Source organism: Parashewanella curva (assembly GCF_003675895.1).
Lineage (GTDB): Bacteria > Pseudomonadota > Gammaproteobacteria > Enterobacterales > Shewanellaceae > Parashewanella > Parashewanella curva.
In genome coordinates this window covers 35,865-56,204 of sequence record NZ_ML014758.1, presented here as the reverse complement: position 1 = coordinate 56,204, position 20,340 = coordinate 35,865, and the positions used below count along the sequence as shown (strand labels likewise).

Below are 20,340 nucleotides of genomic sequence, written 5' to 3'. Positions count from 1 at the left end.
TCCCTACTTGTCCCCATTTTGGGACAAATCCTCTGGTTTACGGTTTGTAGCAAGATAACATGCTATTAATACGTAAACCAGAGCCCTTCAGTCCTTTGAACGTTTTTCGATGATTTACTCGCCGTCGAAATCACACAATTTGTATATATCTAAATCTAGTGCTTCTAAACGTTGCTCGCCACCAAGATCTGGTAGTGAAATAACAAACGCAGCGTGTTTAGCTTCACCACCTAATTGGCGGATAAGTTTAACAGTAGCTTCAATTGTGCCACCTGTCGCTAATAAGTCATCGATCACCAATACTTTGTCACCTTCAACAATTGCATCAGTGTGAATTTCTAACGTATCAGTACCATACTCAAGCTCGTAATCTTGAGAGATTGTCGTTCTAGGCAATTTACCTGGTTTACGAACAGGAACAAAACCAATGCCAAGCTCTAAAGCCAATGGCGCACCAAATAAGAAGCCACGAGCTTCTGTACCCACAACCTTGGTAAAGCCCATTGATTTGTATTTCTCTACCAATAAGGCAATGGTAGCCTGATACGCTTTTGCGTCTTCAAGTAGACTGGTTACATCACGGAACATGATGCCTGCTTTAGGGTAATCAGGAATGGTTTTAATGCTTTGCTTTATATAGGCTAGGGTTTCAGTAGTCATAGCAAACTTCACTTAAATTCTCTTTTTGGTTGTTTCTAAGAAACAAAATAAAAAAGCCCTATGCAACTATCTTATTATTTCAGCTTTTAGCAGAATAAGATTTTGAACAGGGCCTCAATTGCCGACAAATGTTAGTGTGGATTGATTGTTATTGCAACTCACTGAGAAAAAAATTGCATGGGATTGCTCACAAAATGAGTGATATTCACCTACTTATCGATCTGGTTCTTTAGGTAACGTCGGCAAACACCATAAGTAGATTAATAAGACACTAGCCATAATAAACAACATGCCTTTTACCCAAACGATAGGAACAATGATAATACTCACCATAAAACTAATTGCTGATAACACCATCGCTCGCTTTTTTAAGCTTCTTCTTAAGCCCTTATGTCGTTGCCAATCAGCAATAGCCTCTTTAAACCAAGGGTGGTTCAGCAACCAGCTATGTAATCTTTGACTTGAACGAGCAAAGCAATATAAAGCAAGTAGAATAAATGGCACTGTGGGCAACAAGGGTAAGAAAATTCCTAAAATACCTAATCCCACTGACAACAGCCCTACTGCTGCGTATAGTCCACGTTTTATCACTGTACTTCCTTTTCTAGTAAATCGACCAACCTATGTGTTTAGTCATTGATTCTAGTGCTGCGCCACCAGCTAACGAGTTTCCTGCATCATTTAAGGCAGGCGACCAAACGCAAATAGAGAACTGCCCCGGAACAATAGCAATAATGCCACCACCTACGCCGCTTTTACCAGGTAATCCCACTTTATAGGCAAAACTGCCTGCTTCGTCATACATACCACTTGTAGCTAAAAGAGAGTTAACCTGTCGTGTTTGGTTCTTGGTAAGCACCTGTTTTTTCTTAATGTTACTGTATCCACGATTAGCTAAAAAGTTAATTGCCTTTGCTAAATCAACACAAGACATAGTAATGGCACAATTACAAAAATAACTGTAAAGCACACTTTCAACATCGTTGTTAAAATTCCCGTAGGACTGCATAAGGTAAGCCATAGATGCATTTCTGGCTTTATGTTCAAACTCTGAATCTGCAACCACTTTATCAATTTGAATGTTTGGATTTCCTGAAAGCTTTTTTACAAACTCTCTGACTGCAATACGAGGGGAGGCAAAGTGTGATTGATTGACATCAGACACCACTAGCGCGCCAGCGTTGATAAAGGGGTTTTTCGGTATTCCATGCTCATATTCAAGCTGCACTATGGAGTTAAAAGGCAATCCCGATGGTTCACGACCAATTCTCGTCCATAACTCCTCCCCCTTCAATTCAAGGGCAAGAATCAGATTAAAAACTTTAGAAATACTTTGGATTGAGAATGGCTTATGAGCATCACCTAAAGTGTATATCTCTCCATCATTGCTACAAATTGCTATCCCAAACTGGTTGGAATCAACGGCGCCAAGTGCAGGAATATAATCAGCCACTTTCCCTTGGCCAATCAAAGGGGAAATGTCTTTATAAATTTTTTGGAGTAGAGAATCCATATTCGAGTAATACTAGCTCTCGACCTAACAACATATTTTAAATTCTATTGTATTTACGTTTATACGGCTAGAAATGATGGTAACAGACGTTCAAAATACGAAATTGACTAGGTGAAAGACGTTTAATTTTCCCATAAAAAAACTCATGCCGAGGCATGAGTTTTTTGTATCTAATAGAGTGTTTATAATACGCCTGTTAGCTTCAACCAAGTGAGTGATGCTGGCAATGTAGGTAACAACAACACACATAAAAAACCGATGAAATGAAAAACGGTAAATGGGTCTTTAAACGGCTCGTTACTGCTCATAATACTTCCTAGAATTACTTTTATTTTTTGATCTAGATCAAATTTTGCTGCATTCTACCTTCTTAAACCAAGACTAAAAACCCACAGTTTATAGGGTTATCTACAAAAATTTTATTTAGAACGTTAACTCACAAGCTTTATTGAGTCATAACAATTTCTTTTTCAACCATTTGCGTTAAAAGCTGCAAGCATCCTTGTTGGATATTTTCTTTTTCCATTTGCGGATAAACTCCAGCTAACCAAGCTACAAGTTCATCATAATTGGTCGTTTCGGCTTGCTCAATATACGACAACACTTGAGCAGTTAGCGGCGTTAAGCTTAAAAACCTTACTTCTTCTTGCTTATCGCGAAAAACACAAAAGAATGCTGGAACTTCTAACGGTTCTGACGGTTGATAATCTTCATCAATATGCTGCACATCATAAGAATATTGAGCAATTCGAGCAAAATCTGACAAACATAATGGCTTTTCAGTGATATCATCTACCGACAAAGGCTCAAGGTTGCGTCTACTTTGAGCGATAGAGACAACCAACTCCAACCATTCATAATGTGCTAGCTCGAGCATAAATGCAGGATCAGTATCTTTTGTTTGATACCGCGTCTGCAAAAAAACTAAAAACTCTTCCGCGATTTCAGCAAAGATTGGGGTATGACAATCGTGATTAATGAAAAAGTCACGGACAATTACATTCCAATCTTCTTCTTCGTAAAGCGATTTTAAAACTGGGAATCCACTGCTAACGAAGTTATGAACATTATTAAAAAACAGTTCGCTATATACCTTCATCCGTTTTTCTGTCATGCCCGCAGGTAAAGGGCGAGAGGGATCACGAATGAATGCCATAAACTCATTTTGCACATCAATAAACTGCATTATGCACTCCTTTTTTGCTCTGCAGTTAACTGCTGTATTGTGTGGATCTGATCTAACTCTTTTAGCAATGTCTCAGTGGAAGGGATATTAAAATCACGTTCTAATAATGTTGGATGAATACCATGGATTTCATAGCAATCTTTGAGCAATTGCCACACAGGTTGAATGACATCAGCACCATGTGTATCAACAATAAGATCAACATCTTCAACATAATGACCAGCCACATGCAAATAGGCAATGCGTTCGGTTGGCATATTCTTTAAAAATGTTTTCGCATCATAGCCATGATTTACAGAATTAACGTATATGTTATTCACATCAAGTAGCAACTTACAATCTGCTTCATTCAACACGGCATTAACAAATTCAAGCTCTGACATTTCTGAGCCAGGGGCCGCGTAATAAGAAACATTTTCTAAAATAAACGGACGCTCAGTAATATCTTCGACTTGCTTAATGCGTGATGCAACATGCTTTACAGCTTCTTCAGTAAAAGGAATTGGCATTAAGTCGTACATATGCCCTGTTCCAGAGCAATAGCTTAGGTGCTCTGAATAGATATCGATATTGTGAAGATCTAAGAAATGTTTTACGTTTTGAACAAACTGGGTATCCAAAGGTGCAGGACTGCCAATAGATAACGATAAGCCATGGCAATAAAAAGTATGCTTTTCTGTTAGCTCACGAAATTGACGACCAAACATGCCTCCCATCGTCATCCAGTTTTCAGGTGCAACTTCAAAAAAATTAATTTGCTCTGGGACAGCTTCACAAAACTCGTCGAGCATCTCTCGTCGAAGTCCTAATCCCACTAAATTCTGATTTTGTATAGACATCATTTTTTCCTTAGCACTATTTTGAATAGCTCGCATTCAGAATAATACTGACTGAGAAAAATAAGGCCAGCAAATGCCGGCCTTAGGTAAAATTAGCAGAAGTAAATAGATTACTTAGAACCGCACTTGCCTTCGCCACATTTACCTTCGTGTGATTTTTTAGCTTTACCGCCGCATTTGCCTTCACCACACTTACCTTCGTGTGATTTCTTAGCTTTGCCGCCGCACTTGCCTTCGCCACACTTACCTTCGTGTGCTTTCTTAGCTTTGCCACCACATTTGCCTTCGCCACACTTACCTTCGTGTGATTTCTTAGCTTTGCCACCGCATTTGCCTTCGCCACACTTACCTTCGTGTGATTTCTTAGCGTCGCCGCCGCACTTGCCTTCACCACATTTACCCTCGTGGTTTTTCTTTTCAGCTTTGCCACCGCACTTACCTTCACCACATTTGCCTTCGTCAGGAGCAACTAGCTGATAACCTTGTTGAAGCTCTTCAAAACCGAAAGTTCCAGCTTGTCCAGCTTGAACCGCAAAAGCAGAACCCATTACAACAGTACCTAGCGCAGCTGCAACTGCAGTCTTTTTAACAGAACTCATATACCTTCCCTCTCTTAATGAAATTTTAAAATTGTCGATACCAAGCGGTAACATTGTTAACTTGCCTTATATGACCCGCAGACTATCAATAGTATTTCATTTTAATTACTAATTTTTTTCAAGCGGCCATTTTTTAGCCTAAATGACATACGAAAAATTTCAATAATTTATGATTGTAACTACGGCTTCATGTTTTTGGCGGATCACTACTTCAATTAAAACCTCTACCTCAAAACATAAACAAAAGGTACAATTCTGACCTTTTCCGCTTGTAGTAAATGTTTAAGGCAACCTAGTGAGAGTTATTTTGGCCCCGATGGAAGGGGTGGTAGACGATTTGATGCGAGACATTTTGTCTGCGATAAATCCCTACGACCTCATGGTAACTGAATTTGTTCGTGTTGTAGATCAATTATTACCCGAAAAAGTGTTCACAAAGTTATGCCCAGAGCTATTAAATGGCGGGTACACCACCTCAGGCACCCCTGTAAAAATACAGTTACTTGGGCAAAACCCTGAAGCTTTAGCAAAAAATGCATTAAGAGCTATTGAATTAGGCTCCCATGGAGTTGACATTAACTTCGGTTGCCCAGCAAAAATAGTTAACCGCAATAAAGGTGGTGCTGTTTTATTAAATGAACCAAATTTAGTCCATGATATTGTGAAGGCTGTACGTCAGGCTGTTCCCGAGCAGCACCCTGTCACTGCAAAAATTCGTTTAGGCTTTGAAGATAAAAGCCAATACATGGAAAACTCACTTGCAATTTATGAAGCTGGTGCCAACGAGCTTGCCGTTCATGCCAGAAGTAAAGTGGATGGCTACAAGCCACCTGCTTATTGGGAGTATATTGCAGATATCAATCAAAAGCTGCCAATACCTGTAATAGCGAATGGCGAAATTTGGAACAAACAAGATGCATTACGCTGTATGGAACAAACTGGGTGCAGCGATGTAATGGTAGGACGAGGAGCAATATCTTTGCCCAATCTGGCAGAAGAAATTAAAACCGATAACCCTGCATACTCTTGGCCGCAAGCACTAGAGTTAATGTTGAAATACAGTGAAAAGGAGCTTGAAGGTCGCAAATCCTGCTATTATCCTTCTCGTATCAAACAGTGGTTCAGTTACTTAAATCGTCAGTATCCTGAAGCCAAAGAACTTTTCCGTACTTTACGAATATTTAAAACCACTGAAGAAATTATCCAAGCATTGGAATACGCAAAGCATGAACAAACGTCAAAAAATCAATAAAAAAATCGCCAAACGCGCAAAAGCCAAATTAAATAAGGTTAAGTGCGGTGGCGACAATAATACAAAAAAGCCTCGTTACATTTCTAAGGCTGAACGAGCTAAACTCGAAGCTGAACAACAAGCTGAAATTTCGGTCGCTAGCGACGGCAATCCGATTGAGCAGGAGGCGTAACGCCTTCCTCTTCATTTAGCTGCCCCATTTGAGTACAAGTAGACGATAATGGGTTGTTAGCTGAACTCGTCATTACTTCAGTGTCATCTTCTTCCACTGCTTCTTTTCTTTCGACAGTATTAATATGTCGATAAGCTACCCAGACTGCAATCAGAGCGAAGATGGCACCACCAATAACTTGCCCGATAAGTACACCACCAATTCCCCAAAGTTTCGCGCCAACATAAACAAACGGAATTGTGCCTATAGTTGCTTTACCAATATTGAAAAAGGTGGAATATTTAGGCTTTCCTAAGTTGTTAAAAGAAGCATTTGCGACAAATAAAGCGCCATTAAATACAAAACCGACAGCAATAAAAGTACAGAAGAAACTGACTAATTCAGCACTATTACCGCCAAGTTTAAAGCCAACTATCACATAATCTTGTAATAAAAATACTAATACCGATACAGCAAGGATATACAAAAAGCTAAACTGCAACGCGTTGGTCAATGCTTGTCTTACTCGACCAAATTGTTTTGCACCATAATTTTGCCCGACAATTGGCCCAATAGCACCTGATAGAGCAAAGATCATTCCAAATGCGACTGGCACAATTCGCCCAACTACTGCCCAACCAGCAACATAAGCATCACCAAATTCAGCTACCGCTTTAGTCACATAACCGTTTCCTATTGGGGTAGCCACATTCGTCAGCATAGCAGGCCCCGCTATAGCAAAAATGGGGGAAAAGTCAGCTTTCAACTCTGGAAGAGTGAGCTTAGTACCAAGCTGGTGCTTAATAAAAACACCACGAAAAGAAATCACTAACACAGCGATTCTCGCCAAAACAGAAGCGATCGCAGCACCTTCAATTCCCATTCCTAGCCCAAAAATAAAAATAGGATCGAATACTGCGTTAACAAAGCCACCAGCAATGGTAGACATCATAGAAAGTTTGGCATCGCCAACCGCACGAAGTGCTGCACCCAGCGCCATAGCTAAACAGATTATTGGCATTGAGGGGATTAAAATATATAAGTAGCTTTCAGCAAGCTCTGCTGTACGGCCTTTAGCACCTATGAGAGAGACTAAATCAGGGATCAACAGCGTAACAATCACAGTTAGAATCAAACTGGTGATAACAGTAATGGCTGATGCACTCATCATTAGCCGTTTTGCATCATCTTTGCGTTTTGCCCCCAAAGCTTTTGAAACTGTTGCCCCCATAGCTATCGCCAAGCCAATACCAATAGAGGTCGTAAAAAAAGTAATGGTACCCGCGTAGCCTACAGCCGCGGCTAACTCTTGCTCTCCTAATAAACTTAAAAAATAAATATCTAATAAATCGACTAAAAAGAGCGTCGAAATACCGATTGTGGCTGTGGACGTCATCACCCAGATATGGCGCATGATTGAACCTTCCACAAACTTCGCTTGTGACATTTTATGCCCTCTAAATCTCTTGCAGTTCAGCACCACAGTGATAACAGTAATGCGCTTTGGATTCATGACCCGTCGTAGAGCAGTTACTACAACTTCGTAAATCTCTATGTTTGCCTATTTCTTGAGAAATCTCAGCCGTCAAAATACCTGTAGGAATTGCAATAATGGAGTACCCCAACAGCATAGTAAATGCAGCAATGGTTTTTCCTAAATAAGTATGTGGCGTAATATCACCATAACCCACTGTAGTAATGGTCACGACCGTCCAATAGATTGATGTAGGAATTGAAGTAAAGCCATTTTCAGGCCCTTCTACTTCATACATAATTGCACCTAAGACCAAAATAATCAGACTTACCGAAAAGAAAAATACAAAGATTTTACGAGAAGATTGCAGCATTGCTCTAAGTAAAAGATTACCTTCACTTAAATAGCGAATCAGCTTCAAGACTCTAAACACTCGAAATAAGCGAAGTACTCTTATGACTAAAGTAAAACTGGCACCAGGGAAAATCAGCATCAAATAGCTAGGTAAAATAGAAAGTAAATCCACCACACCATAGAAACTGCGGAAATAGGACCATCGATTAGCACTGCTATAAATGCGTAAACCATACTCTATGGTAAAAAGAATCGTAAAGCTCCATTCAAGAATACTTAACACTTCACCATATTGTTGATGAATTGAATTAATCGTATCCAACAACAGTAACGATACGCTTGCCACAATGCTGATGATTAAGGCAATATCGAATGCTCTACCAGCGAATGTATCAGTACCAAAAATCACTCTACGAAGAAGAAGCTGAAAAGGTGTGCCATCTGGCTGTGTTTTTTCCATTTTTTACATGACGTATATTTAAGTAATTAAATAATAATACCACCTAAAGGTTTTTTTGATTGAAGTTCGTTTGTTTTCTAATGGTTTTATAGCTCTAGACAACCAAAATATTAGGGGTTTCTCCAATTATCACTTTTATCTGCACGACCTTTATCCCCCTTAGGCCACGCTCCATAATATTGATACTTTTGCTGTTGTTTTGCTACACGTACAGTGGGTAAAATTTTTCCTTCATCCAGAGGTTGAGCATTTACTGCGTTTCTATACTGGGGAGGCCTGTAAGGCCCTTTTGAGACAAAGGCCTTTTCACTTTTCGAGTCAACTACAGCACCATTGCTGTAATAGATCACTACCGAATTTGCGTTTTGCTCATGAAACCCCTTATACGCATGAGCAACTGGCGCTTCACCTTGTTGAGAGAGTGCTCTTGTATCCCCCGACAATGAACTATCTACTTGATAACTTTTCTGATTCAAATCAACACTAAGACCTTCTTGCTGATTGGCACCATCACGACAACTTGAGATGCTGCTGTCCGAGCCTTGTGTATTTACGACTGGTTGTCCGGCCACATTAACCTCGTATAAATAAGCGAAATAGAGATTCATTGTGAGACAGTTGTATTATTCAATTAAAAGTACTTTTTGGAATATAATATTGTACGCCCAAATTTTAGTGATTCTTAAATGCCAGCAATACCCAAAAAAGTAAAAAACATTCTTGATGAGCAATGGTTAATATTCTCAAAAAAGATTCAACAACTTGAAAAAGAATTATCTCTTTCTGCCTTAAGTTTAGAGTGTGATCACGCCGCGATTCGCGTTAACTCAACGCTTCTTGCAGATCAGTTCCGAGCATTTTTAGAATTGAGAGGGACAGTCATTTCAGAAAATATCATCAATGGAAGACCCATTTTGATATTTAAATTAACTCAGCCATTGATTCTTAATGGCAAGGAAGTACCTTGCATTGAGCTACCTTATCCCAATGATAAAATATATCCAGAAGAGGGGTGGGAGCATGTAGAGTTTGTTGTTCCTAGCCATGCAAAGAGCTGTGACCAATTAACTGAAGATGTATTATCCGTCATCCCACAATTAGCACCACACATAAACGGTCAAACCGGAGTTAAGGTCAAACTCAGTAGCCCTTGTGGTGAACATGAACGCTTAGCCAATCCAACTATTGCGTTAAAAAAAGATAACATTTGTATTAAGTTGCATCCTCACTCAATTCAAGACATTATCTTAAGCGAATCCTCTGAAATATAGCAGCATAGCGCCCTGTCGGCAAATTAACCTTTAAAACCGAGGGTTTCTGATTACCGTTTATTATCTAGTATTTTCAAGGTTTTTACATTATTCTTATTTTAACGGGTACCCACTGGGGTACCCTTAAATATTTTACTGTTTAAAGTTCAGGTACCCAAGGTTTAGGATTGGTTATGGCGTTTTATCGAGTTGAAAAGCGTATTAGGGCTGATGGCTCACCCAGATATCGGTGTGCGGTTAGGGTTAAAAACAAAGGTAAGATTGTATTTAACGAAAGTCGTACATTTATCAAAAAGGCGGCGGCTGAAGCTTGGGGAAAGAAACGTTCTCAAGAATTAACTCAACATGGTGTTAAAGCTGTCTGCAGTCAAATTTCTTTATCTGAATTACTTGATAAATATCTTAATGACAACCAAATCCACCTTGGCGATACCAAGCGTTATGTTTTGACCAAGCTTAAAGAGTCTGAATTAGCAACACTGTCGATTACTGACATTAAAGCTCATCATGTTGTTACCTATGCGAAAAATAGGTGTGCAACTGGTGTTAAAGGCTCAACGGTAATGCAACAACTGTCATACTTGAAATGGTGCATGCGATTGGCTAAACCGAATTTTGGTTATGAAGTCAGTGATGAATGTGTCAATGAAGCAAAAATTGCACTGTATGATCAAAGAGTTATTTTTAAAGCTGAAAAACGCAGCCGCAGACCAACTGATAATGAATTGGAGAAAATAAAAGCTCGATTGGTTGAAAGGCAATCCTACAAATGCGGCAAGATCCCTTTTATTGATATCTTAGACTTTTCAATTTTAAGTTGTATGCGGATTGGAGAAGTTTGTTCGATACGTTGGGAAGATGTTGACAAAAAACAAAAAGCGGTGATGGTTCGTGATAGAAAAGATCCACGTAAAAAGATAGGCAACCACATGATGGTGCCGTTAATTGGTGGGGCTTGGGAAATTATCCAGAAACAACCCAAGACGGATGAAAGGATATTTCCTTTCAATAAACGTTCCGTAAGTAAAGGATTTCAAGACGCAAGGACAGAATTAGGAATTAAAGATCTGAGGTACCACGATTTAAGAAGAGAAGGCGCAAGCCGGTTATTAGAAAAAGGCTATGCCATTGATGAAGTGGCACAAGTGACAGGCCATAAAAACATTAATACACTCTGGCAAATTTACACTGATTTATTCCCGAATCGATTACAAGACAAAGAAAACCAAACAGCCAGTTAAACTGGCTGAGTATTGGTGGCCGCAATGGTGGATTGTAATTTAGCAACGGCTAAATCAGCCTTTAGCTGAGCCATATCATTCACAATCTGACCTAATGCGGCATTTTCTGCGGTAACAACCAAGTTTGTGGTGTAAATACCTGCGCCAGATGGTAAGCGATATTTACTCACGATTTCTGAGCCATCATTTTTGATTAAGCGGTACCAAATATCTGTGTCACCTCTACTTGATGATTGATATCGGAAGCTTAACCCACTGGCTAATGTATTAGTGCCGTTATCTGCATCGGCTTGAGTAGCATGAACGCTAATGGTATCAAACCCAGCTGGTACAGTAACACTGATTGAGCTATCGCCATTACTGTCTTGAATCGTGCCGCTTACCGTTGCACCATTTTGCAGTGTCACAGTGCCAGTGGTTTTAATGCTGCCTGTAAATATGCTGGCTTTAATGGTGATGGTGTTACCAGAAATAGCAAAAGCATTACTCGCTGTGGCGTTGATAACAATATTCAAACTTCCAGCATCAATGGTGGAGTCTTGTTTTGCTACCGTAGGTTGTGAATCATTATCAGCCCAGTTCTTTTTCACTCGATCGTAAAACTTTGCTGAGTTCTCAATGGTAGTGTATGCCGCCACAGCTGCTTGGTCGCTTTCAGTGATCATGGCATCGGGCACCATCACAAAACGAGAGAACTGAGCCACTGAATAATCAGGGTTTAACGCTCCGATTGGTGAAGATAAGTTAAATACATCAGTTTCGCCAAAACCTGCAGGAGCCTCATGTAGATAAGAGCGTACTTCTAATTTATTTTCAACATCTCGAATTGAATAACTACTGCCGCCGCCCGGGCTTTGGTGATCATTGCCGTTGGTATCTGAAAATTTATCCAACATAAACAAAGCTGGCCGTGATTCATTTGAGCCATTACTTCTGTTTTTACTGTCAAATGTACCGGTTAACTTGCCTTGATTATCGGTTTTGTATCGCCCACGAACTGAGGTATTAGATTGAAAATTATCACGATAAATTACCGTTACGTTTTCAACGGGATTGCCAGAATCACGATCCATAAACTGATAAGCAATGCTGATTCCTTCATAATAACGATTATTTTGTGCTTGTAGCCTTAACTTGGTGTTATCAAACGAAGGATCATTATTCCAGTGCCACACATGGTTATTGCCACCATTACCAGAACCCACCCACGCATGAGCCGTTTGAATATTCTTTACGGCAAAGCCAAGGAAATCTAGCCGTGGCGTTTCCCAGTTTAAATAACCGAAGTTTGCACCATCAATGGTAATACCTGCTGCAATAGAAGGTGCGCCAAATATTTCCCAAACATTGATACCACGAAAAACGGCATTTTGAATAATGCAGTTACGCTGGCTATAACAAAACATATTCTTAGTGCCACCGCTTTCAATCACGCTGCTATTCGATACTTCTGAAATGTGCATGTTTTTACGGATGGATAACGGCGCGATTAATACTGTTGAGTTATCGATAACTCTTAATCGGCTGTTGTCGTTTTGTCGTGCACCATAGGTAAAACAACTGGCATCATCAGCATTGTTGGGCGTATCCGCATCAATTTTGATTTGTGAATTTTTGATAGTGATACCAGGTAACCCCGTTGCTTTTAATTGGCTCGATGGACCATCTAAAATAACAGTTTCGCCATCAATGGTGGCGTTCGCTGATAACTGAGCATTAGTAATACGCTTAACGCCATTGTCATCGGTGGCGGTAATTCCTGTAATTGACATAATAAGCCCTAGCTGTATGAAAGAGTTAAACGATCAGCCCATGCGCCAGTAGCTTGGGTTCGTTGTGTTGGATTGGCTTTTGAATAGCGGTTGATTTTAAACACGCTGTTGGCATCAGTGCCGCCATAGAAAATGAAGTCAGAATGATTAAGGTCGGTTTCAGTGATGGTTAAAAAACTACTGCCACCACCGCCACCTGTACCCGAATCGCCCTTATCGCCTTTTTCACCTTTCAGTGATGCAAGGAAATCCGCTTGGGTTCCTGAGTTACCCGCATCTAACCAAATTTGATAAGCGCTTTTGCCGTCATCGCCATCGTTGCCGTTTGTGCCATTAGCACCGTTTTGACCATCGTTACCACGATCACCTTTATCGCCCTTATCACCTTTTGCACCATCTTGGCCTGCGGCACCATCAACGCCACGTTGACCTTTTAACGATGCAATAAAGTCAGCTTCTGAACCTGAGTTACCTGCATCTAACCAAATCTGATAAGCGCTTTTGCCGTCATCACCATCAATGCCGTTAGTACCATTTTGACCATCGTTACCGCGATCACCCTTATCGCCCTTGTCACCTTTTACACCATCTTGGCCTGCGGCACCAACAAGAGAAAGCAACCATTGAGAAAGTGAACCAGAATAACCACTGTCAACCGCTAATTGATAAGCGCTTTTGCCATCAGTGCCGTTAACACCATTTGAACCATCGTTACCGCGATCACCTTTATCCCCCTTGTCACCTTTAGCACCGTCTTGGCCTGCTGCTCCGACAAGAGAAAGCAACCATTGAGAAAGTGAACCAGAATAACCATTATCAACAGCTAGTTGATAAGCGTTTTTACCGTCAGTGCCATCAGTGCCATTTTGACCATCGTTACCACGATCACCCTTATCGCCCTTTTCAGGAGTAGGAAAGGGTTCACCAGAGGTGATCAGCTGACCATCACTAAAAGTAAACTGCAGTTTTAGATCGACAGTGAGCCCAATTTGAGTAATAGAACGACCATCACCTGTTGGGATATTAACCTCAATGGTTTGAACCACTAACGGCTGAGATAACTTTGTTGGCTCTAATGCTTTGGGTGAGTCATTTAATCGAGTCACTAATTCCATGTAGTATGGCTCCGAGTGATTTCAAAATGCACATCTAGGATTGGATAGGCGGTTTCGCCATTAAACAGAAACAAATCCGCGACTACTTCTTTTACATCGTTAAATTTCAGGCTGCGTAAGCTGGATAAATCAATCTCGTAATTATGATCACCTGAAGCATTCAATAACTTAATGCCCTCTTCATGGGTTAGGGTGGTTAACAACTGGCGAGTAGATTCAACACGAAATTCCATTTTAGCGGTATAAGGCGTTAAATCTTGCAGTTCATCAGAGTTCGGCTTCAACACTTTACCTTTAACACGCCAGCGCTCACCCGCTTTGAGTTTTGTCTCTACAACGGGTATTTCGGTATATTCTAAATCCATGATTAAACCTCGATATCTGAATGGGGTAAATCTGGGGCAGTGCCTAATACTCGACCATCTTGCACATAAATATGACTGTTCACTGAGCCTGAGCCAATCACTCTCACACCATGACCGCTAGGCGAAACGGCTGAGACTGTGCCGTCACTGTGCGACTGAGTGACTTTTAATATTTGTCTTTGTGAACCCAAAGATTGTTTTAATTGTTGAAGCATATTGAGATCCTACTCTAGTGGCTCAATGGCATTAACGGTTTGCGATACCGTAATGGCGGCATTGTCACCAATGCGCACATCGATGTTGACGCTGTTAATAGTGGCTTTAAACGTGCGACCATCTAACGCCACACCTAACAACATACCGCTTTTTAATGGTGGTAAATCATTCATAATAGGAACGGTAATGGAGTGATTACGCTTACGGCCTGTTTCAGCAATGGCATGAGTACCCGCTAATTGTGCAGCTGAGTTATGCACAATCAAAGGCTGATTAATATCAGCGGCAGGCACATCACCAGCACTGCCAGTGCGTTTTACTTTTGCACTAACGCCAAACTGCTCACCACGAACCCAACAAGCATTACACAGTTTATTGATTTGTTCGGTTTCAGAATGATTCGTGATCACCGACTCATGCAAGCTCACATCAACGGTGGCATCGTTAAAATTCCAAGGTGTTGTTGGGAATTTTGGTAACACTTTAATGGTGCGCTTTTCATCATCACATTCCAGCATGCATCCTAGCTGCCCTGCCATTTGATTAACGGCTTCAATAGGTGACACTTGGCTTAAACTTAATGCACCGGCTGGAATGGTAAAATCATTAATCGCTGACACATCAGCTGACCAGCCACTGTTTTGTAAAATGTCACTGACTGCGCCTGCAAAACTGCGGTCTACCGTGTTGTTGTAACTAATGGGTCGTTGATGCGGTAACGCTAACTCAGCGACACGGCTGCGGCCTGTAGCTGAATGCCTTGTTTGGTTAAAGCTGCGGCTAACACTGCATTGCTCACAAAAAGCAAAAAACTCATAGCCGTTGATGGTGAGTTTTAGCAATTGATTTTCAGCGTTTTTTGCGTCTAATTGGCTGCTGAAATCGGCACGAATGGACCACGCATATTGCCCACGAGCATGAGACAGCGACACACCGCTTAATACAATGACTTTGTTGTCAGATACCCGAACGCATTCAAGTGTCGGCTGCATTAGGTAGCTCCTTCTAATTTGTGGCTCGATTGGTAACTTAAAATCAATCGGTGGTAATACTGGGTTAGAGTCGATTAAGCCGCCGCCATCATCGAAGTAACAATAATTTGGTGATGGTGTGAACCTAAGTTGAATCGGGCTTGGGCTGGTTGCAAATGGCTCTTTAAATTCCAGTTTTACTTTGCCGTCTACAGGTGGACGGTATTTGGTAGAACAGATCCAACGGCTGGCATGAGGTCCCCAGTTAATGTCATGGTCATTAGTGCGATACTCAAACGAGTTATAACGGCTTACGATTATTTGATTAAGCTTGTTACCCAGTATCCAATTCACTTGGTCTGTGTGTTCAAGATATTCTGAATTCACCACCCAATCAGATTGCAATGTTTTTTCCAGTACCTGACCTTTTACCCAATCCACTTTAGTTTGTGAATACTCAATATTTCCCCTAATCCAAACCACTTTGATTTGATTATGAGTAAGGGCGATTAACGACCAAATAGAATCGATTGAGTTATTGAGCAATTCGCCTTTATGCCAAGCACTGGCGACTTGCTGCTTAATTGACTTTGCAGAATTCCAATTAAACTCAACTTGCTGGCCGATAGCATCAGAACCACTTTGCACTGTGGTTTGTTCTTCTATGGCTGTAGTACTTGTCCAAAGCGTCCCGACCTCGATACCAATTGAGCCATCTTTAATGGGAGGTTCAGGTTGAGGAACACTGCCACCAAACCGAAGTTGTAGTGGGTAAGTGTAATCTGCTAATGGTGTAGTGAATGTAAGCTGGACTGTCATTACTCGTTCGCATCAAATAAAGTAGCTTCAACATTATCCGCAGCAGCAATATTAAACTCGCCTGAATCATCAAACATTAATACACATAGCTTGTCGGTTTTAGCGTATTTTTCAGGGACAACGACTGGCAGGTAGTGTTTGGTTGCTCCATGGTAAATAAGTTGAGATGTTTTTCTATCTAGAACCCAGTAACGTTCAGACTTTTGGTCTAAATCTAACTCCAACGTTCCACGGTAAATAGGTTCATTTAATGATGCTAACTTTGTTAAAAATGAATCTTTCTGTAGAAGGTTTACGACTCCTTCAGTATAAGTATTACCAACTCCTACAACGAATAAACCTGTCGCTGTATCGTTGACGTTTTTATAATAGACTTGAATGAATGCGACATCTTCTCTGGGGATGTAAGTAATTTCAGTCATGGGAGCAGCATCACTGACACTAAAATTACCATACCACCGCTTGCTACCGTCTCTTAGTATTTCTATTGTCCTTGCTCTTGTGGAGGTTCCACCAACGGGTTTTATTGTTATTTTTTCAAAAAATCTAACTGGTATAGGTAGTGATGTTTTAGTCCCTGCTGCCTGATGGTACGTTATACTACCTTCAGAGAAAAAGCCCTCAGGTGATACATTGCCTGTAAATAGATTAGACATCCCACTCCCCCAACTTTATTAGCATTAGGGAGCCATTATTCTTATCAGGGTTTCTTAATAAGAAATAACTTCCGCCGATCATATTAATAGTGGCAGGCCACAGTAACTCTTTATCAAATACAAACTCAGATAAAAACAATCCTGGAAACTCACCGCGAAACCAAGGAGCTTTCAAACTTTGTTTTGATTCCGTGTTATCAGAATCAACTTCATTATCCTTAGCTACTACAGGTAAGGAATGCAATATTGTTGTCTTTGATAAGGGATCTGTAGAAAATACTTCCTTTGCTCTGTTGATAACAGAATATTTTATGAGTTTAACACCGTCAGTTTGTGGCAATAATAGTTCGATACCAGATAGCTCAGAAGAAGTAGCATCTTGTAAATAGTTAATACTCCCATGCCATTTTGTACCATCTGTGCCAGTTGGATATAATGGTGTTTTCGATATAAAGTGAGAAACACAAATAAATCGACCTACATCTCCATTTAGTGAAGTTTTTAAGTCACCACAATATAATCCAGCTAAAGGCTTTATGATTGCATTGCTATATTTATCAAGGTAATCACCAAAAAAGTAAAAACCCACAGCAGTACCAATCAATATCCACTTATCAGTATCATATTGATTGTTTTTCTTAATGACCCTAAACCCCTGCTTATTCCCAGCAAGAAGTAAATCATCAAAGCTTGTCATACTCATGGCTGCTTGGCACTCAACGCCTTGATCGTCATCGGTTGCATTTCGGCCTTTAAATATGCCATAGCTACCACTGCCGCCTTTTGTGGTGTCATTACGAAAGGCTATTTTTGGGGCTGCGCCAGTCTCTTCAAAGGCGACTGTCCAACCTAAAGGCTGTTTGTCTCCATAGCCTTCCACCAAGCATTTTTTTAACACATTGAGTACTTCTGAAGTGTTGCCGCTTAAAATTTGTGGAGCCTGATCATCATCCCAACGATATACGGTTACTGGTAATGGCATGTTTTTCTCCTTAAGATTCGTTTCCGCGAAATGCGATGATGGCTTTGTCATCGTCCACTTGGCTGTGGCCTGCTTGGGTGGTGCGCAGTGCCATTATTGGCTGAGCTGAAGCCACAGTATTAAATCGAACCGCTTCACCAGCATTCCAGCCGCCACCGAATGCGCCCTTTCTGATAATAAAGAAGGGCTTATTGGTTAATGGGTTGACTGGGGCGAAGTCGTTAACTGTGTCACCCGTTGCTACTTGACCAATGCGCTCACCGACACAACGGAATGCAGTGGCTGAGGTGAAGATTAATACCCACTCTTCGTTTACAGCGGTTTCGTTGTCTACTTCGATTGGGAAACTCACCACGTTTAAATTAGCGGTGGCGGGTGCGCCATCTTTGTCCCAATTGTTGTTCCAAGCCGTCATATCTCGCACTTTGCCGACACGAGCCTGTAAATCGCCAATCACTTGCACACTGGACACATCACTGTTAGCTGGATATTCACGGCTTAGGTTACTGGCAAGGGTTAATGTGTTGCTACCCACTTGAGTCACTAACGCCAGTTCGCCAAGGGTATCGGTTAATACAAAGGGGGCAGTAAAGTCGGCAAAAGTGCTTTTGATAATGACTTTGTTGTTATCAAGGTCAACTTGAAAGTGCTGGTTATCTACCGTCCATAAGCTTTTGCCTGTTGAGTCGGTGATATCGACAAACCTTGCACCATCTCGAATGGTGAGTTCTTGGTTAACCTGTGGGTTGCTTACCACTTGGTTTTGGCTGTGCTGAATAGAAACTGTTTCCCATGCGGCGAATATGGGTACTTGCCCACCGTTGGGAATACGCAGTGGGTTTAAGCCGTATAATTCAGCAGGCGGCAACAGTCTCACGCTTTCTGATATGTCGTAGCGTAAAGTGGTTAGGTCAACGGCTGCACCAAAGGTTAACGAAACTAGGCCGTTTTCAATGGTGCCATTGACATTGGTACCCGTAATCACACCAGCGGCATTGGCACTGGCCGACAGTAATACATCAGCGGTGGTACTCACTCGCACATAAAAGGTATCTAAAATCGGGTTACGTACACTGAGCGCGAATTCGACTGAGTTCTCTGTTTGTACGGTTTTGTTTTCGATTAGGGCAAGCCATTCAATCGCTGAATTGCTGATTTCGCCCGTTTCGTAATTGATGGTTGCTCGTTCCACTTGTCTCAAATTATCAAACGAATATAACTTTCCATCTCTTTCAAGTAGGTTTTGTGTGCCGAATTTAGCTTTTATCGTACCGCGCGTTATTTTTTTGTTAGCTGGGAAGTTGCCATCTTTTTGATAGACGCTATAACGAGATGATGAAACATATTCTAAAGAAATAAAGCCTTCAGGCGGTGGGCTGCTATAAGTTACAACAACCGAAGAACCCGATAAACGAATGGTTGGGCGCAAATAACCTTTTACCTGCGGGGCAAGACTTACGCCGACTTCAATCTCACTGGTAAGAAGATCATCAATGTTAAAGATATAAGTCGAACTGTTATTAGTTGCCTGTTTTATCGTTCTACGAGTAACATAGGAGGTATCGCCATTTTCGTTTTCAAGAGTGATAGCGTTATCTGTGCTCTCCGATACGGTATTAACGGCAGGTAATAAATCACCTTTTGTATTTTTGACTTTTAATACCTTACCGCTAGCTTTTTCGGTTAACTTACTGACACCATGAAACTTAAGCTTATCGGGCTGGCTGTTTACATAGCGCAATTTAGTGCAACGGTCGTCACCATTAATGGTAACATCAGCATCTGGCGTTTTAAAAGGAACGGGAGGTGTAAAGGTGACGGAGCCATCACGCGCACCAACATTATTGTCTGATGTTAATTGAGCATAATGAGTAAACCGTGGGTATTCCCCGTCTTCATTGCCGCTGTATTCAACAGAGATAGCAATGATAGCACCTTTTTCAAGGCGCACATTGTTGTAATAATCACGGTTATTGAAAGAATAAACGGTTTGTAAAAACGAGCGAGAAAACGAATCTTGACCAGCCACAAAGCCTGCTAAGCCTTCACGTAATAACTGACCAGCGGTTACTGATGATTCTAAAATCTCTTTCATTTCTGGTAATCGGTCAGCATCATTCAGCTTGTCGGATTCAACCAGCATTAACGACACTAATGGATCATTCGGTGCGCGACTGATAAAAGTATGGGCATCGAGCAAGGTTGAGGTGTCTTGTGTATCCAGTGCAGGGTAACACTTGGCAAAATCAATGGCTGATTGCGCGTGGTCGATGTCTGAAATCGCAGGAAATAGCTCATTCAACTTACCCGATTGCACAACATTACGAGTACGCTGACCGCCTGCTTCATCGTTAGAGCCTAACTGCTCTGGTTTAAAAATCTTTAAGTTGTATCTTGTGATGGTCATGTTCAGTCTCTACTTGTTGCCGTCACTCCTGCGTAGG

At 41.1% G+C, this 20,340-nt stretch carries 22 protein-coding genes; 4 read left to right on the top strand and 18 right to left on the bottom strand.

The genetic code is table 11. The features are described from left to right. Positions 1 to 114: 114 nt before the first annotated feature. From apt to D5018_RS04045, 7 genes are all read right to left on the bottom strand, one after another. Positions 115 to 660, bottom strand: a complete 546-nt coding sequence (gene apt, locus D5018_RS04070; RefSeq protein ID WP_121837769.1) for an adenine phosphoribosyltransferase — start codon at positions 658 to 660, stop codon at positions 115 to 117. 213 nt (positions 661 to 873) lie between these two features. Continuing rightward, positions 874 to 1,251, bottom strand: coding sequence for a YbaN family protein (locus D5018_RS04065; RefSeq protein WP_121837725.1), 378 nt, complete (start codon positions 1,249 to 1,251; stop codon positions 874 to 876). A gap of 13 nt (positions 1,252 to 1,264) precedes the next feature. Beyond that, a complete protein-coding gene (gene glsB, locus D5018_RS04060; protein ID WP_121837724.1) occupies positions 1,265 to 2,173 on the bottom strand; it encodes a glutaminase B in 909 nt (302 codons plus the stop codon). Positions 2,174 to 2,355: 182 nt separating this feature from the next. Next, complete coding sequence (locus tag D5018_RS22235; protein ID WP_279386876.1) at positions 2,356 to 2,481, bottom strand: hypothetical protein; 126 nt, start codon at positions 2,479 to 2,481, stop codon at positions 2,356 to 2,358. A gap of 137 nt (positions 2,482 to 2,618) precedes the next feature. After that, the gene (locus D5018_RS04055; RefSeq protein ID WP_121837723.1) at positions 2,619 to 3,359 is read right to left on the bottom strand and encodes an HvfC family RiPP maturation protein; all 741 of its coding nucleotides are present in this window, start codon (positions 3,357 to 3,359) and stop codon (positions 2,619 to 2,621) included. Beyond that, a complete protein-coding gene (locus D5018_RS04050; RefSeq protein WP_121837722.1) occupies positions 3,359 to 4,198 on the bottom strand; it encodes an HvfB family MNIO-type RiPP peptide maturase in 840 nt (279 codons plus the stop codon). The genes D5018_RS04055 and D5018_RS04050 overlap by 1 nt, the downstream gene beginning before the upstream one ends. A 110-nt stretch (positions 4,199 to 4,308) precedes the next feature. Then, complete coding sequence (locus tag D5018_RS04045; RefSeq protein WP_121837768.1) at positions 4,309 to 4,797, bottom strand: HvfA family oxazolone/thioamide-modified RiPP metallophore; 489 nt, start codon at positions 4,795 to 4,797, stop codon at positions 4,309 to 4,311. Between the two features lie 295 nt (positions 4,798 to 5,092). Between D5018_RS04045 and D5018_RS04040 the strand changes: the two genes are divergently transcribed. Both D5018_RS04040 and D5018_RS04035 read left to right on the top strand, forming a co-directional pair. After that, positions 5,093 to 6,049: a tRNA-dihydrouridine synthase gene (locus D5018_RS04040; RefSeq protein ID WP_121837721.1), complete on the top strand. Its 957-nt coding sequence runs from the start codon at positions 5,093 to 5,095 to the stop codon at positions 6,047 to 6,049. Then, the gene (locus tag D5018_RS04035; protein WP_121837720.1) at positions 6,024 to 6,221 is read left to right on the top strand and encodes a DUF2986 domain-containing protein; all 198 of its coding nucleotides are present in this window, start codon (positions 6,024 to 6,026) and stop codon (positions 6,219 to 6,221) included. The genes D5018_RS04040 and D5018_RS04035 overlap by 26 nt, the downstream gene beginning before the upstream one ends. Here the strand turns inward: D5018_RS04035 and D5018_RS04030 are convergent. The 3 genes from D5018_RS04030 to D5018_RS04020 all read right to left on the bottom strand — a co-directional run bounded on the left by D5018_RS04030 (position 6,187) and on the right by D5018_RS04020 (position 9,060). Next, positions 6,187 to 7,647 (bottom strand): MATE family efflux transporter, encoded by a 1,461-nt coding sequence (locus D5018_RS04030; RefSeq protein WP_121837719.1) that lies wholly within the window; start codon positions 7,645 to 7,647, stop codon positions 6,187 to 6,189. The genes D5018_RS04035 and D5018_RS04030 overlap by 35 nt on opposite strands. A 10-nt stretch (positions 7,648 to 7,657) precedes the next feature. Continuing rightward, positions 7,658 to 8,488, bottom strand: coding sequence for an ion transporter (locus D5018_RS04025; protein ID WP_121837718.1), 831 nt, complete (start codon positions 8,486 to 8,488; stop codon positions 7,658 to 7,660). A 110-nt stretch (positions 8,489 to 8,598) separates the two neighbouring features. Then, on the bottom strand, positions 8,599 to 9,060 hold the full coding sequence (locus D5018_RS04020; protein WP_133309230.1) for a hypothetical protein: 462 nt from the start codon (positions 9,058 to 9,060) through the stop codon (positions 8,599 to 8,601). A gap of 114 nt (positions 9,061 to 9,174) precedes the next feature. Between D5018_RS04020 and D5018_RS04015 the strand changes: the two genes are divergently transcribed. Both D5018_RS04015 and D5018_RS04010 read left to right on the top strand, forming a co-directional pair. After that, a complete protein-coding gene (locus D5018_RS04015; RefSeq protein WP_121837716.1) occupies positions 9,175 to 9,759 on the top strand; it encodes a VOC family protein in 585 nt (194 codons plus the stop codon). Positions 9,760 to 9,932: 173 nt separating this feature from the next. Next, a complete protein-coding gene (locus D5018_RS04010; RefSeq protein ID WP_121837715.1) occupies positions 9,933 to 11,000 on the top strand; it encodes a tyrosine-type recombinase/integrase in 1,068 nt (355 codons plus the stop codon). On the opposite strand, the gene D5018_RS04005 is transcribed toward D5018_RS04010, so the two are convergent. The 8 genes from D5018_RS04005 to D5018_RS03970 are packed head-to-tail and all read right to left on the bottom strand — an operon-like array spanning position 10,997 to position 20,303. Then, complete coding sequence (locus tag D5018_RS04005; protein WP_121837714.1) at positions 10,997 to 12,772, bottom strand: hypothetical protein; 1,776 nt, start codon at positions 12,770 to 12,772, stop codon at positions 10,997 to 10,999. The two genes, D5018_RS04010 and D5018_RS04005, sit on opposite strands and share 4 nt — an antisense overlap. A gap of 8 nt (positions 12,773 to 12,780) precedes the next feature. Then, positions 12,781 to 13,887 carry a collagen-like domain-containing protein gene (locus D5018_RS04000; protein ID WP_121837713.1) on the bottom strand — a complete coding sequence of 369 codons (1,107 nt, stop codon included), beginning with the start codon at positions 13,885 to 13,887 and terminating at the stop codon, positions 12,781 to 12,783. Then, entirely contained in the window at positions 13,878 to 14,252 is a 375-nt protein-coding gene (locus D5018_RS03995) for a hypothetical protein (RefSeq protein WP_121837712.1), read from the bottom strand. Before D5018_RS03995 ends, D5018_RS04000 begins: the two co-directional genes overlap by 10 nt. A gap of 2 nt (positions 14,253 to 14,254) precedes the next feature. Further along, positions 14,255 to 14,467: a hypothetical protein gene (locus D5018_RS03990; RefSeq protein WP_121837711.1), complete on the bottom strand. Its 213-nt coding sequence runs from the start codon at positions 14,465 to 14,467 to the stop codon at positions 14,255 to 14,257. Positions 14,468 to 14,476: 9 nt separating this feature from the next. Then, a complete protein-coding gene (locus D5018_RS03985) occupies positions 14,477 to 16,258 on the bottom strand; it encodes a hypothetical protein (RefSeq protein ID WP_121837710.1) in 1,782 nt (593 codons plus the stop codon). Beyond that, positions 16,258 to 16,914 (bottom strand): hypothetical protein, encoded by a 657-nt coding sequence (locus tag D5018_RS03980; protein WP_121837709.1) that lies wholly within the window; start codon positions 16,912 to 16,914, stop codon positions 16,258 to 16,260. Before D5018_RS03980 ends, D5018_RS03985 begins: the two co-directional genes overlap by 1 nt. Next, positions 16,907 to 17,896 (bottom strand): hypothetical protein, encoded by a 990-nt coding sequence (locus D5018_RS03975; protein ID WP_121837708.1) that lies wholly within the window; start codon positions 17,894 to 17,896, stop codon positions 16,907 to 16,909. The genes D5018_RS03980 and D5018_RS03975 overlap by 8 nt, the downstream gene beginning before the upstream one ends. A 10-nt stretch (positions 17,897 to 17,906) precedes the next feature. Next, positions 17,907 to 20,303: a hypothetical protein gene (locus D5018_RS03970; RefSeq protein ID WP_121837707.1), complete on the bottom strand. Its 2,397-nt coding sequence runs from the start codon at positions 20,301 to 20,303 to the stop codon at positions 17,907 to 17,909. Between the last annotated feature and the right edge of the window lie 37 nt (positions 20,304 to 20,340).

Bases quoted from the DNA above. Each gene is read 5' to 3' on its own strand.
- apt (WP_121837769.1), bottom strand. From the start codon at position 660: ATGACTACTGAAACCCTAGCCTATATAAAGCAAAGCATTAAAACCATT.
- glsB (WP_121837724.1), bottom strand. From the start codon at position 2,173: ATGGATTCTCTACTCCAAAAAATTTATAAAGACATTTCCCCTTTGATT.
- D5018_RS22235 (WP_279386876.1), bottom strand. From the start codon at position 2,481: ATGAGCAGTAACGAGCCGTTTAAAGACCCATTTACCGTTTTTCATTTC.
- D5018_RS04055 (WP_121837723.1), bottom strand. From the start codon at position 3,359: ATGCAGTTTATTGATGTGCAAAATGAGTTTATGGCATTCATTCGTGAT.
- D5018_RS04050 (WP_121837722.1), bottom strand. From the start codon at position 4,198: ATGTCTATACAAAATCAGAATTTAGTGGGATTAGGACTTCGACGAGAG.
- D5018_RS04045 (WP_121837768.1), bottom strand. From the start codon at position 4,797: ATGAGTTCTGTTAAAAAGACTGCAGTTGCAGCTGCGCTAGGTACTGTT.
- D5018_RS04035 (WP_121837720.1), top strand. From the start codon at position 6,024: ATGAACAAACGTCAAAAAATCAATAAAAAAATCGCCAAACGCGCAAAA.
- D5018_RS04030 (WP_121837719.1), bottom strand. From the start codon at position 7,647: ATGTCACAAGCGAAGTTTGTGGAAGGTTCAATCATGCGCCATATCTGG.
- D5018_RS04025 (WP_121837718.1), bottom strand. From the start codon at position 8,488: ATGGAAAAAACACAGCCAGATGGCACACCTTTTCAGCTTCTTCTTCGT.
- D5018_RS04015 (WP_121837716.1), top strand. From the start codon at position 9,175: ATGCCAGCAATACCCAAAAAAGTAAAAAACATTCTTGATGAGCAATGG.
- D5018_RS04010 (WP_121837715.1), top strand. From the start codon at position 9,933: ATGGCGTTTTATCGAGTTGAAAAGCGTATTAGGGCTGATGGCTCACCC.
- D5018_RS04005 (WP_121837714.1), bottom strand. From the start codon at position 12,772: ATGTCAATTACAGGAATTACCGCCACCGATGACAATGGCGTTAAGCGT.
- D5018_RS04000 (WP_121837713.1), bottom strand. From the start codon at position 13,887: ATGGAATTAGTGACTCGATTAAATGACTCACCCAAAGCATTAGAGCCA.
- D5018_RS03995 (WP_121837712.1), bottom strand. From the start codon at position 14,252: ATGGATTTAGAATATACCGAAATACCCGTTGTAGAGACAAAACTCAAA.
- D5018_RS03990 (WP_121837711.1), bottom strand. From the start codon at position 14,467: ATGCTTCAACAATTAAAACAATCTTTGGGTTCACAAAGACAAATATTA.
- D5018_RS03985 (WP_121837710.1), bottom strand. From the start codon at position 16,258: ATGACAGTCCAGCTTACATTCACTACACCATTAGCAGATTACACTTAC.
- D5018_RS03980 (WP_121837709.1), bottom strand. From the start codon at position 16,914: ATGTCTAATCTATTTACAGGCAATGTATCACCTGAGGGCTTTTTCTCT.
- D5018_RS03975 (WP_121837708.1), bottom strand. From the start codon at position 17,896: ATGCCATTACCAGTAACCGTATATCGTTGGGATGATGATCAGGCTCCA.
- D5018_RS03970 (WP_121837707.1), bottom strand. From the start codon at position 20,303: ATGACCATCACAAGATACAACTTAAAGATTTTTAAACCAGAGCAGTTA.